Raw genomic sequence first — 13,119 nt, forward strand, 5'->3', positions numbered from 1 at the left:
AGCATAGGCTCGGCTCTACAGGACCGCGCAGCCGAGCATGGCTCGGCTCTACAGAAACCTTCAGCCGTGCTCGAAGCGCAGTGGCTGGCCACCCATCGCCGGGTCGCTGGTGCCGGGACGGCCGTCTTCGGCGCGGCCGGCCAGGCGCAGTTCGCTGTCACCGGCCACCACGTGCAGGTCATACCACCCGCTGGTGGGCGCAGCGTCCCAGGCCAGCGTGGTCTGCGCACCCGCGGCCAGCATCAGCGTCTGCTCCGGCATGTGCCCGGCGTAGGCACCGGCGCGCACGCGGATCGATTGCGCGGCGCTGCCTGCATTGCGCAGCTGCAACCGCAGCTGGCCCTCGACCGGGTCTACCTGCGCCTGCAGCACCGGTGCACCGGCCACGCCACGGAAGTGGCGATGGAAGCCATTGGGGCCGAGCAGCCACAGGTCATAGCGACCCTGCGCATCCAGCGCCCAGCGGTCCTGCAGCGGCGCGCCGGGCAGCACCGTATAGCGGCGTGGCAGGGCGGCCAGCTGCAGGCGGTCGTAGACGTGCAGCACGCTGGCGGCGCCTTCGCAGGCCAGGTGCAGGGCCACGCCGTCCGCGGCAATCGCCTGCACCTGCGCGTGTGGCCGATACGGCAACGCGCGCGAAGGGCGCGTGCCCGCTTCCTGGCGCGCCGCCTGCAGGCCCTCGGGCAGTGCAGGCACGGTGCGGCCCGGCAGGGCTGCTGCGCGCGCGGCGGTGGCGCTCACGTCGGGTAGCCTGCGCACGAACGGGCGGGTATCGCGCTGGGCGAAGTCGAAGGCGTTGACCAGGTCGCCACACACGGCGCGGCGCCACGGCGAAATGTCCGGCGCGGCCACGCCGAAGCGGCGTTCGATGAGGCGCAGCACCGAGGTGTGGTCGTACACCTGCGAATCGACCCAGCCGCCGCGGCTCCATGGCGAAATCACGTACAGCGGCACGCGCGGGCCGAGGCCATACGGGCGGCCGCGCAGTCCGGCCTCGTCGTACTTCTCGTCGCCCGGTGCCGGGTGCTGGTGGTACTCGCCCTCGGTGCTCACCGATGAAGCGCCTGCCCAGCCGCCACCGGGCTGTGCCGATGGAGGTGCCGGCGGCGGCACGTGGTCGAAGAAGCCGTCGTTCTCGTCGAACATCAGCAGCAGGGCGGTGCGGCTCCAGACCTCCGGATCGGCCGTCAGCGCATCCAGCACGCGTGCGGTGTAGGCCGCGCCCTGCGCAGGGCTGGACGGGCCGGGGTGCTCGCTGCCAGCGGCGTCGGCAATGATGAAGCTGACCTGCGGCAGGCGCCCCTCGATGGCGTCCTGGCGCAGCTGGGCCAGGCCCCGCGTGCTGACCCCGCGCTGGCGCAGCGCGGCATCGTGCCCCGGTGCGGCACGGTAGGCCTGGCGGAAGGTCTCGAAGCCGGCCAGCGGGTTGTCGGTGAAGTTGTCGGCCATGTCCTGGTAGATCTGCCAGGAAACGCCCGCCTGCTGCAGGCGCTCGACATAGCTGGCCCAGCGGTACGAATCCGGATGCCCGCCGTGCTCGGGGAAATTGTCATGCGAGTTGGCGATCACCGGCCCGCCGGCGCGGGCGAAGGCATCGTTGTGGCCGGTCCACAGGAATACCCGGTTCGGGTTGGTGCCGGCCTGCATGGCGCAGTGGTACGCGTCGCAGATCGTGAATGCTTCGGCCAGGGCGAACTGGAAGGGCAGGTCGGCACGCTGGAAATAGCCCATTGCGTGGTTCTGCTTGGCCATCGGCCAGTGCCCCATGCGGCCATGGTCCCACGCGCGCTGCGCGTCGGGCCAGGTGTGCGGGGTGCCTTCCACGCGCATGTAGCCGAAGTGCGCGGCCGTATCCAGCGGGAACGGCGCGATCGCACGCTGGCCGCTCGCATCGGGCTGCAGCCACAGGCTCCGCGCGCTGTCCCCGCCGGCCAGGGGCGCGGCAGGGGCAACAAAGCGGTCGCCAAAACCACGTACGCCCGGCAGCGTGCCGAAGTAGTGGTCGAACGAGCGGTTCTCCTGCATGAACACCACGATGTGCTGCAGGTCCTGCAGGCTGCGCGTCTGCGCGGCCGGGGCGATGGCCGCAGCGCGGGCGATGCTGGGCAGCAGCGGTGCCAGGCCGGCGGCGACGCCGGCCTGCAACAACCGGCGTCGGCCGATATCAGTCACGAATGCCTCACAGATCCACGTGGAAGGAAATGCCGACGGTGCGCGGTGCGCCGATGAAGGCGGCGTTGGCGCCGTCGACCCCTGCAAGATAGAGCTTGTCGGTGAGGTTGCTCACGACCAGGTTGGCACCCATGCCCTTCAGGCGCGGCGACAGGCCCTGCAGGTCGAAGCCGATGTTGGCGTTGAAGATGGTGGCCGAGGGCAGCTTGTTGACGTTGGCCGCGTCGAGGTAGCGGGTGCCGAGGTAGCGGCCGGACAGGCCGAAGTTCCAGTTCTCGCCCTGCCAGTCGGCCGAAAGCACCAGGATCTGTTCGGGCTGGCCGATCACCTTGGCGCCATCGACGATGCCCAGCTGGGTGTCACGCGCGGCGTCGCCGCTGCCCAAGTACTTGGAACGGTTGTAGGTATAGGCCGCGTTGATCCGCCAGCCGTTGTCCCAGCCATAGCCGAACGCGGCTTCCAGGCCGTTGCTTTCCACGCCACCGAAGTTCTCGTAGACGCCATCGGTCTCACCCAGGTAGTCGATGCCGCTGACGAAACCGGCCGGCAGGTAGACGATGCGGTTGTCGAACTTGATGTTGTACAGGGTGACCGAGGCGGTCAGCGGCCAGCGGCTGATGCGCATGCCCACTTCGATGTTGTCGGCCGTTTCCGGTTCGACGTTGCGGAAGCGCTGCGGATCGGTCTCGCCAAGCACGCCGGAAGGAATCGCGGCAAAGTTCTGCGAGAAGCCGGCGAACAGCTCCATGCCTTCCACGCCCGGCGCCCAGGTGAAGCCGGTGGACAGCAGCGGATCGGACCTGGAATCAGACGTGACGTGTTCGCTGGCGCCGATCACGCGGTTGCGCGACTGGTCGACGAAGAACTGCTTGACGCCCACGCGCGCACTGAACGGGCCGAAGCGGGCCACGTCCTCGACGTAGTACATCTGCTCGTCCACCTTGTACTTGTCCTCGAACTGCACCCAGTACGGCTGGTGGTCGAAGCCGATGTACTGGCCGACGTTGAGCAGGCGGTGCCAGTCGCGGCGCGCGGAGCGGTCCAGCTTCTCCACCCACAGGCCGCCGCGGATCGTGTTGTCGACGCCGCCGAAGGTCTGCCGCCATTCGACATCGGCAGTCACGCCCATGCGGTCGTTGTCGTAGTGGGTGTGGCGATAGGACTGCGCACCCAGCACGTTGCCGGCGTAGCAGTTGGGATCGTACTCGGCGCTGAAGCCCGCGCGCGGGGTGCAGCCGGCAATCGGCTGGGCGCTGCTGCCATCGGGGTTCACGAAGTAGATCTGGCCCAGGTTGCTGCCGCCGTACACGACGCTGCCGCCCAGGTATTCGGACTGCGGGCGACCGGCGCCATCATTGGTGACATCGGCCAGGTAAGGCGGCAGCCAGTCGCCGCGGCCCTGCATGCGGTGGCCATAGGCCGCCATCGAGGCCTTGAAGCCGTTGCCGGCGTCGAAGGCCGCGCGCAGGTAGCCGAAGGTGTTTTCGCGCAGGGCACGCGAACCGGAGCGGTAGTTCTGGTCCAGGTAGGGGATGCCGGTGAGGGTGCCGACCAGGTTGTCGCGGTCGGGGTTGGTGGCGAAACCCTGCGGCGAGACGCTGGTGTATTCCGGCTCGTCGGCATCGTTGTAGGACAGGTAGCCGGTCAGCGTCCAGCGGTCCAGTTCGGTGATGAACTTGCCGGCGATATGGTCGTTGCTGGTCTTGCCGCTGCCGTCGATCCAGTCGCTCACCCGGGCCGAGGACGCACTGACCCAGGCGCGGGTGTGGCCGCCCAGCAGCCCGGTGTCGTAGCGCACGTAGTACTTGCGCGCATCGTTGTCACCGGCGCCGACGACGAAACGCAGGCGGCTGTCCTGCAGCGGATCGCCGGTGAGGAAGTTGAGGGTGCCGCCGAGCGCCTCGTTCGAACGCGAGGAGATATCGGCCGTGCCCTGGCTTACTTCCACCGTCTCCAGGTCGAGCGTGTCGATGTAGCGGTTGGCCATCGAGCCGCCACCGTAGCCCGAGCCACCGTTGGGCAGGCCATCGATGGTCGTGCCGATCTGCTGCGTGTCGCGGTTGGTGACGAAGCCACGCATGCTGATCTGCGTGCCCCACACCGATGAACCGGTGGCGTCGGCTTCGCTGACCACCACGCCCGGCACTTCTTTGAGCGCGCCGTTGACGCTGCTGAGCACGGTCTGCCGGTTCAGCGTTTCGGCGCGCACCGAGGTCTTGGCGTAGCTGGTGGCCTGGCCGATCACCTGCACCTGGTCCAGGGTCCGTGCGTCGGTGCTGTGCGTTTCGGCGGCTTCGCCCTGCGGTGCTTCGGCCAAGGCGTCCAGCGCGGGGGCGATCAGCAGGGCAAGCAGCGAGACTCGGGGAAAACGCGCAATCGTTCGCATCGAAACCGGACCTTGAGTGGGGGAAAGCCCGGGAGTTTCGGCAGCGCCAATGACACGGCGGTGACGCGCGAACGCAGGAACGATGGCAATGTGTGGCTCGTCACGGCCATGGGCTATGCTCGGGCCCTTCTCAATGGACGTGAGGTGTGGCGATGCAGGCATGGACGAAGATCTGGCTTGGGGCCGCGGTGCTGCTGGTACTGGCAGGCTGCGAACGGACACCCGTACCGGCGCCGGATGCGGCAACGGCGCCTGCAGACACACCTGCGGCCCCTCCTGCCGCCGCCAGCGCTGCACCGGCTGCGGACGCCGTGCCGGGCCTCACTGACCGCGATGGCAAGCCCGTGCCGGTGCTGGCCTTCGACACCACCGCATTGTCGAGCAGCAGCGTGGCCCTGGGGGAACTGCCGTTCTTCAGCCTGCCGCAGGGCTATGCGCCGCAGAACGCTGCCAGCACGCGCGCCTGGGCGCGCTTCCCGTTCCGCATCGGTGATGGCGTGCACTGGGAGGAAGGCCCCAGCTGGTCGGCGCGCATCGTGGCAGACACCAGTGCTGCCGCGGACAAGACCTTCTCTGCGCTGGAAGTGCAGCGCAACTTTGACGGCGTGCTGGCGGCGGCCGGTGGGCACAAGGTGTTCGAAGGCAAGCTGCTGCGTGACATCTACTACGGCCCGCAGCTGGAAGACGAAATCGGCGGTGGCTTCATCGATGCGGTGAACATGGACCAGGACGCGGCGACCACGGTGTACGTGGTGCGCCAGGCCGATCGCACGGTCTGGGTGCAGCTGGCCGTGGACAGCAATGGGGCCGGGCTGGTGGTGCTGGATGCGGTGCCGTTCAAGGCTACCGCGCAGTGGTCCGGCAGCTTCCCGCACCTGGCCCTCCCGGCCGGCTACAGCGACCGCAATGCGCCGCAGAAGCGCGACTTCGACGCCTTCCCGTTCTGGAACGGCGAGCGCTTCGAACAGGTGGAAGGACGCACCTGGGCGCAGGATTTCGACAAGGGCGAGCACGCGTATTCGATGCACGAGGTGCGTCGCAACCTTGAGGCGATGATGGCGCAGGCCGGTGGCCGCAAGGTGTTCGAAGGCCGCATCCCGCGAGAGGCGGCCGACGGTGTGCCGCAGGCGGTCAAGGCCGCCTACAGCCATGCCGCCGGCTTCAGCTGGCAGGACTACGACACCGAGGTCTACCAGGTTGACCTGGCCGATGGTCGCCAGCTCTGGGTCCATGCGCGGCTGGAATATCTCAGCGCCGGCTGGGTGGTGGTCGAACGCAAGGGCTTCACCCAGACCGCTGCGCTGCTGCCGGCCGACGCACTGAAGAAGCAGCTGGACAGTGCTGGCCGGGTCGCCATCCAGGTCAACTTCGCCACCGACAAGGCGGACATCCTGCCCACGTCCGAACCGCAGCTGGCGCAGGTGCTGGAGCTGCTGCGTGCCGATCCCTCGCTGAAACTGTCCATTGAAGGCCACACCGACAACAGCGGTGCGGCGGCCCACAACCGCAGCCTGTCCGAAGCCCGGGCGGCATCGGTGGTGGCGGCGCTGGCCGGCAAGGGCATTGCGGCCGAGCGCCTGCAGGCAGCCGGTTTCGGTGCGGACAAACCGGTGGCCGACAATGGCAGCGAAGAGGGCAAGGCACGCAATCGACGCGTCGAGCTGGTCAAGCGCTGACGGGTCAGTAGCGCGCATCCTTGGGCTTGGGGTCGCGCGGCCAGTCCTTGCCCTTGCCGGCGAAATCCGGCCGCGGCTGGTGGATGAAGTAGTCGGCGATGTCCACCGCGTCCTGGTCGGGCATCACCTGCTGGCCCAGCGGTGGTTCGCGGCCCGCTGCCGGCGGCATGTTGTGCTTGACGAAGCTGGCCGCCTTGTACAGCCGTGCCATGCCGGCGCCGATGTTGAAGCTGCGCTCGCCCCACAGCGGCGGGAAGGCGATATCGCCGCTGCCATCGCGGCGGCCCTCGCCGTTGCCGCCGTGACAGGCGGCGCACTGCGCTGCATACAGGGCCTGGCCGCGCACGCGGTCGGGCACCAGCGAGGAATCGATCGGCCCTTCGCTTGGCGCCGCCACGCGCGCGCCGTCGGGTACGGGGCGGCTCAGCCAGGCCATGTATTCCAGCATCGCGCGCATCGGTGGTGCGTCGCGGGCCAGCGGCTTGCCGTTCATCGAACGCTGCAGGCAGCCGTTGATGCGTTCGACCAGGCCGATCTCCTTGCCGGGGCGGGTCATGTAGCGCGGGTAGCTGCCGCCGCCGGTGTTGAGGTAGTGGTTGCCGAAAGGCCGCTTGCCCTCGGCCATGTGGCAGGAGTTGCAGTTCAGGTCATTGCCCACGTTGTCCGGCAGCAGGCGTGCGGTCTCGTTGAGCAGGCGGCGCCCGTACATCACCGCATCGCCATTGCCGAGGCTGGCGATCTCTTCGGCGCTGGGCATGTGGTACGCGCCGACCCGCGCGCCCTGTGCGTCGAGGATGTCCAGCGTGGCGGGGGTGGCATCCAGCGACGGATGGCGGTACGCGTACAGCAGTGCGGCGGCTGCGGCCACCACCAGTACGCCGATGGCAATGACGATGGCCGCGCTTCTGCGCTTGCGTGCGCGCCTCATGGTGCCACCTCCTGCGGAACCACATGCACGGGTTTGTCGCGCACCACCCTGCGCATGCGCGCGATGTCGGCTTCGCTCACCGCGCTGGCCTGGTTGCCCCAGCTGCTGCGGATGAAGGTCAGGATCTGCTCGAGCTGGGCGTTGGGCAGATGCTCGAAGCCGGGCATCGAGAAGGCCATCCGGTCGTGCGGCGTGTGCGGGGTGCGGCCACCGGCCAGGGTGACCTGCACCAGCGAACTCGGATCATCGGCGAAGACGATGGAGTTGCCGGCCAGGGCAGGGTAGATGCGCGGCATGCCACGGCCATCGGCGCGGTGGCAGGCCTGGCAGTGCTCGGCATAGGCCAGCGAACCCTCCACGCGGTAGTCGCCGTCGCGCAGCGCGGTGGTGGTCGTGTCGGGGCCGGCAGTCCACTGCGTGCTGCGGCCGGCGCGCGGCGGCAACTGCTTCAGGTAACGGGCCATGGCCAGCAGATCGGCGTCGGTCAGGTACTGGGTGCTGTGTTCCACCACGTCGGCCATGCCGCCGAACGCGGCGGAGCGATCGGTGCGGCCGGTACGCAGGAACTCGACGATCTCGTCCTGGCTCCAGCTGGCCAGGCCGGTGGCTTCGTTGCGCAGGTTCTTCGCATACCAGCCTTCCAGTACCGAACCGGAGAGGAAGCGGCGGCTCTCGTCATCAGCCATGGCGGTTTCCTGGAAGGCCAGGCCGCGAGGGGTATGGCAGGCGCCACAGTGGGCCAGACCCTCCACCAGTTCGGCGCCGCGCTGCTGGCCGGCATCCAGCGCAGGATCGGCAACGAAGCTGCGGGGGCGGGCAAACAGCAGTTGCCACCATGCCAACGGCCAGCGCATGTTGGCCGGCCAGGGGATCGTGCTGTCGGCGTTGTGCTGGCGCACCGGCTGCACCGCGCCCATGAAGTAGGCGTACAGCGCCTGGACCTCGTCATCGCTGGCGATCACGTAGGAGGCGTAGGGCATGGCCGGGTACAGCGGCTGGCCATCGTGGCGGATGCCGCGGCGGACCGCGCGCTCGAAATCGGCGTAGTCGTAGCGGCCGATGCCGGTATCCGGGTCCGGGGTGATGTTGGTGGAATAGATCGTGCCCATCGGCGTCTGCATGCCCAGCCCGCCGGCAAAGGCTTTGCCGCCGGGGGCCGTGTGGCAGGCGGCGCAGTCGGCCGCGCGCGACAGGTATTGGCCGCGGGCGATCAGCGCGGGATCGTGGATGTCGACCACGGCGTGCTGGCGCGGCGCGAACCAGTACGGCGTGCTGCGGGCAATGCCCCAGGCCGCACCGGTCGCGGTGGCCAGGACAAGGAGGAGCTTGAACGAGGTACGCATGGGCGCACTGTCGGCAAACGCGCAGGCGCGTTCATTGATCCGGATCAATGCTTTGTCCATATGCGACATCGCACGAAGCTGAATCGATCCCGGCTTGTCATCAACCCGTCATCGAGCTGCGATAGATGCGCCCGGCCGCGCCCGCTAACCTGCCACGCTGTCGCACCTTTTCCCTGATTGCCCATGAAGCGCCCGCTGCTGCTGTTGCTGGCGTGCGCCGGCCTGTGGCTGGCTGCATGCTCATCCTCGATCACCGCCTCGTCCACCTCGCTCAGCGACCAGCTGGTCGCGCCCGGTGGCGTGTCCACCCTGCTGGACCAGCCGCGCATCGCCGCGGCCATCGCCGAGCTGCCCAACCGCCATGGCTTCCTGCCCGGGCGCGACAACGTGCCGATCTTCTGGCGCGTCTTCGACCCCGGCGATTACGGCGCCCGCTACCACTACCTGCCGCAGCGCCATGAGAACGGCCAGCCGTTGGATACCGGGCTGAGCCTGTCGGTGCCGCAGCCGTTCCGTGCGCAGGCGCCGCGCGGCACCGTGGTGCTGCTGCACGGCTGGATGATGAACGGTGATTCGATGCTGCCGTGGTCGTTGCAGCTGGCCGAGTCGGGCTACCGCGTGGTGACCCTGGACCTGCGCAACCACGGGCAGTCCGGACGCGGCCCGTCCGGCTACGGCACCTACGAATCGGATGATGTGGTCGATGTCATCGGCGAGCTGCGTGCGCGTGGTGAGGTCGCCGGGCCGCTGTACCTGTTCGGCGTGTCCTACGGCGCCGCCACGGCGGTGTTCACTGCAGACAAGCTGGGTGACCAGGTGGCCGGCGTGGTGGCGATGGAATCGTTCGCCAATGCCGGCGTGGCGATCCGCACGATGATCCCGCACCTGATGGCCCTGCAGCCGGAGGGGTTGAAGGCGCAGGCAGTGGCGTCCTATGCGCGCTGGCGTTATGGCGGCCAGGACATCAACCAGGTGATCGCCGCGGCCAGCCGCCGCATCGACGTCGACCTGGACCAGGTGGACGTCGCCCGCGCGCTGGCCGATACCCGCGCCTGCGTGCTGCTGCTGCACGGGCAGGGCGACCAGCACATCCCGGTCAGCCAGGGCCGCGAGCTGGCCCTGGCCAATCCGCGGGCGCACTACATCGAGATGCGCGGCGAAGACCACATCACCCTGCCGCTGCGGCTGGACCTGCTGGCCGGCGTGGTCGATGACTGGATGGCCCAGGACGAGCACCACCCCCGCGCAACCTGCCCGGCGCCGCAACTGCCGGCGCAGGCCGAGTGGCTGGTGCGCGATACCGCTGCCGCTGCGCCTACCCGCAGCTGACGTTCTTCCTTACGGCAGGCGGCGTGCCAGCGCCCGGGCGGAGGCGGCCACGCCCAGCAGCAGCGCTGCCACGCACAGGAACGCGAAGCCCAGGGTGGTGAGGTGGGCCAGCCCGCCGATCGCTGCCGGGCCGGCGAGGATGCCCGCATAGCCCAGCGTGGTCACGGCCGTGATCGCAATGCTTTCCGGCATCGCACGCTGCTGGCCGGCCATCGAGAACAGCGCCGGTACGATGTTGGCGCAGCCCAGGCCGACCATCACGTAGCCCGCCAGCGCTACCGCGAAGGAAGGTACCAGCGTGGCCAGGGCGAAGCCCGTGGCTGCGGTGATGCCCCCCAGCACGATCGTGCGCGTACGGCCCAGGCGCTCGACGATGCCGTCGCCGAACAGGCGCATCGCGGTCATCGCCAGGGTGAACACCGCGAAGCCGGCGCCGGCCTGGTCGCGCGGCACCTGCCGCACTTCGGCCAGGAACACCGCGCTCCAGTCCAGCATCGAGCCTTCGGCCAGGAACACGATGAAGGCCAGCACGCTGATGAACAGCACCACGCCATGCGGGACGGCCAGCATCGGGCCGTCATGGGCGATGCGCTGCGGGCGCCAGTGCGGTGCCGACAGCAATGCCACCACGAGCATGGCTGCCACCGACAGCAGGGCCGCCGTCCACAGCGGCGTGCCCAGCAACAGCAGGCCGGTCATGCAGCCGGCACCGACGAAGCCGCCGATGCTGTAGAACGCGTGGAAGCCGGACATCATCGCGCGGCCGGCATCGCGTTCGACCGCGACGGCCTGCATGTTCATCGTGCAGTCCATCGCGCCGACACCGGCACCGAACAGGAACAGGGCCGCACCCAGTGCCAGCGGCGATGGTGCCAGCGCCAGCAGTGGCAGGGCCAGCAGGATCAACGCCGTGGTGATGACCATCAGGCGACGGCACCCCAGGCGTCCACTCAACGCACCGGCCAAGGGCATCGCCAGCAGCGAGCCCAGGCCCAGGCAGAGCAGCACTGCGCCCAGGCTGGCATCGGACAGGCCGGCCTTGGCCTTGGCATAGGGCACCATCGGTGCCCAGGCGGCGGTGGCAAAGCCGGGAATGAAGAAGGCGGCGCGGGTGGCGTGCTGCTGGGCACGCGGGGAAGAAGGCGTCATGCGCAGGAAAGGCTCCGGAGGATCCTGATCATGAAAACGTTTCCAGATCGGTCGGGCAAGTGCCATTTGTGTCATTCCAGTGCGAATACGAATGCAACGTCGCCCGTCGCACACGCAAAGGCCCGCGATACCGATGGGTATCGCGGGCCTCGCTGCACGGTAGTGCCTGGTGCTTACAGCGGCAGGTCGAACACCAGCACTTCAGCGTCGTTGCCGTTCTCCAGGGTCAGCTGCGCCTCGTCGCTGATCTGCAGTGCATCACCGGCATCGAGGGTGATGCCATTGACCTGCAGCTGGCCACGGGCGACCTGCACATAGGCACCACGGCCGTTGCCCAGTGCGTGGTGCAGCTTCTGGCTGCCATCAAGGATGGTGGCGTAGATGCGGGCGTCCTGCTGGATGCGCAGCGAACCGTCGGCGCCATCGGGCGAGGCGATCAGGCGCAGCTGGCCGCGCTTGGTCTCCGGCGCGAAGTGGGTCTCGCGGTAGGACGGCTCAATGTTCTCGCTGTCCGGGAAGACCCAGATCTGCAGGAAGTGCACCGGATCAGTGGCCGAGTGGTTGAACTCGCTGTGGCTGACACCGCTGCCGGCACTCATCACCTGCACGTCGCCGTAGCGCAGCACCGAGCCGGTGCCCATCGAGTCCTTGTGCTCCAGCGCACCGCCCAGCACGTAGGAAATGATTTCCATGTTGCTGTGGCTGTGGGTGCCGAAACCCTGGCCGCCAATCACCTTGTCTTCGTTGATGACGCGCAGCGGGCCGAAGCTGACGTAGCGCGGGTCGTAGTAGCCGGCGAAGGAGAAGGTGTGGCGGGAAGACAGCCAGCCATGCTCGGCCAGGCCACGGGTAGCGCTCTTGCGGATCTGCAGCATGATGAATTCTCCTTGTTCGATGATTTCGATGGGGCGGGGTGGGCCGGTGGCCGCTGTGTTTCCCCGTTGGAGAGAAGTATCCGCTTGCACCCCGGGTTTGAAAAACGGATAGTTTTGACAGCCATCATCGAAAATTTCGAATGCTCAAGCTCAGCCTCGACGCCCTGCAGATCCTTGACGCCATCGACCGCCGCGGCTCCTTTGCCGGCGCCGGCAAGGCCCTGCACAAGGTGCCCTCGACCATCTCCTACACCGTGGCCAAGCTGGAGGAGGACCTGGGCGTGCAGCTGTTCGATCGGGTCGGCCCCCGTGCGGAGCCGACCGAGGCCGGTCGCGCCCTGCTGGACGAGGGCCGCCACCTGCTGCGTGCCGCCCGCGAACTGGAGCTGCGGGTGCGCCGGGTGGCCTCCGGCTGGGAGGCCGAGCTGACCCTGGCGGTGGATTCGATGTTCCCGACCTGGCTGCTGGGCCCGGACATCGCTGCGTTTCGTGGGATTGAAGCGCCGACGCGCCTGCGGCTGTTCGGTGAAGCGCTGTCAGGTACCTGGGAAGCGCTGCTGGATCGCCGTGCCGACCTGCTGGTGGGTGCCGCGGGCGAAGGCCCCAGTGGTGGTGGCTATGTCGTGGAGCCGCTGGGCAGCGTCGATTTCGTGTTTGCGGTAGCGCCGGATCATGCGTTGGCGCAGGTGCCGGGCGTGCTGGGCCGCGAGCAGCTGGCCGAGCATTGCGCGATCGCGGTGTCCGATTCCGCGCGCCGCTTGCTGCCGCGGACGGTGGGCTTGTTGATGGGGCAGGAAATGCTGACGGTGCCGGACATGGCCAGCAAGTTGAAGCTGCAGTGCCAGGGCGTGGGCTTCGGTTTCCTGCCCGGGCCGTGTGCACGCGCGGCGGTGGCGCGCGGGCAGCTGGTGATCCGCGAGGTTGAGGAACCCAAGCCGGAGGAGACATTCTGGCTGGCGTGGCGCACGGGTGAGGATGGTGCGGCATTGCGCTGGTGGCGCGAGCGGTTGCGCAGGCCGGAGCTGCTGGCGCAGTGGTGGCAGGCGATGGGGTAGATCCACGCCATGAGTGGATGAAGGTCTTGTTTGCAGGGCTGCGCCCTGCACCTGCTCAATGCAACGTCAACGTCAAAGGCTGGCATTCCGTGGGTTGGCGGGGTGGGTCCGGTTGAGGGGGACGCCGTAAATACGTCCATGTAGCAACTGTGTTGCCGGAGGGGCGCCAGCCCTTCCGGCAGACGGACACGGTAGTGCCGGCCGCT

Annotated in this window: 9 protein-coding genes; 3 read left to right on the plus strand and 6 right to left on the minus strand. The window is 68.4% G+C overall.

All coding sequences use genetic code 11. From position 1 onward, the window contains the following. Positions 1-60: 60 nt before the first annotated feature. On the minus strand, positions 61-2,172 hold the full coding sequence (locus QMZ26_RS14515) for a phospholipase C, phosphocholine-specific (RefSeq protein ID WP_283221868.1): 2,112 nt from the start codon (positions 2,170-2,172) through the stop codon (positions 61-63). 7 nt (positions 2,173-2,179) lie between these two features. Beyond that, positions 2,180-4,558: a TonB-dependent receptor gene (locus QMZ26_RS14520; RefSeq protein ID WP_283221869.1), complete on the minus strand. Its 2,379-nt coding sequence runs from the start codon at positions 4,556-4,558 to the stop codon at positions 2,180-2,182. A 152-nt stretch (positions 4,559-4,710) separates the two neighbouring features. On the opposite strand from QMZ26_RS14520, the gene QMZ26_RS14525 reads away from it, so the two are divergent. Further along, entirely contained in the window at positions 4,711-6,234 is a 1,524-nt protein-coding gene (locus QMZ26_RS14525) for an OmpA family protein (protein WP_283221870.1), read from the plus strand. Between the two features lie 4 nt (positions 6,235-6,238). Here QMZ26_RS14525 and QMZ26_RS14530 read toward each other — a convergent pair whose 3' ends face one another. Further along, the gene (locus QMZ26_RS14530) at positions 6,239-7,162 is read right to left on the minus strand and encodes a c-type cytochrome (RefSeq protein ID WP_283221871.1); all 924 of its coding nucleotides are present in this window, start codon (positions 7,160-7,162) and stop codon (positions 6,239-6,241) included. Beyond that, positions 7,159-8,505: a cytochrome c gene (locus QMZ26_RS14535; RefSeq protein WP_283221873.1), complete on the minus strand. Its 1,347-nt coding sequence runs from the start codon at positions 8,503-8,505 to the stop codon at positions 7,159-7,161. Before QMZ26_RS14535 ends, QMZ26_RS14530 begins: the two co-directional genes overlap by 4 nt. Before the next feature lie 183 nt (positions 8,506-8,688). On the opposite strand from QMZ26_RS14535, the gene QMZ26_RS14540 reads away from it, so the two are divergent. Then, positions 8,689-9,834 (plus strand): alpha/beta fold hydrolase, encoded by a 1,146-nt coding sequence (locus QMZ26_RS14540; RefSeq protein ID WP_108759506.1) that lies wholly within the window; start codon positions 8,689-8,691, stop codon positions 9,832-9,834. 9 nt (positions 9,835-9,843) lie between these two features. Here QMZ26_RS14540 and QMZ26_RS14545 read toward each other — a convergent pair whose 3' ends face one another. After that, complete coding sequence (locus tag QMZ26_RS14545; RefSeq protein WP_079221471.1) at positions 9,844-10,983, minus strand: MFS transporter; 1,140 nt, start codon at positions 10,981-10,983, stop codon at positions 9,844-9,846. Positions 10,984-11,156: 173 nt separating this feature from the next. Beyond that, the gene (locus QMZ26_RS14550) at positions 11,157-11,858 is read right to left on the minus strand and encodes a pirin family protein (protein WP_108764760.1); all 702 of its coding nucleotides are present in this window, start codon (positions 11,856-11,858) and stop codon (positions 11,157-11,159) included. Positions 11,859-11,998: 140 nt separating this feature from the next. On the opposite strand from QMZ26_RS14550, the gene QMZ26_RS14555 reads away from it, so the two are divergent. Next, a complete protein-coding gene (locus tag QMZ26_RS14555) occupies positions 11,999-12,913 on the plus strand; it encodes a LysR family transcriptional regulator (protein ID WP_283221872.1) in 915 nt (304 codons plus the stop codon). Positions 12,914-13,119 lie beyond the last annotated feature (206 nt).

Origin of the sequence: Stenotrophomonas sp. PFBMAA-4, from assembly GCF_030053215.1 — a bacterium.
Lineage (GTDB): Bacteria > Pseudomonadota > Gammaproteobacteria > Xanthomonadales > Xanthomonadaceae > Stenotrophomonas.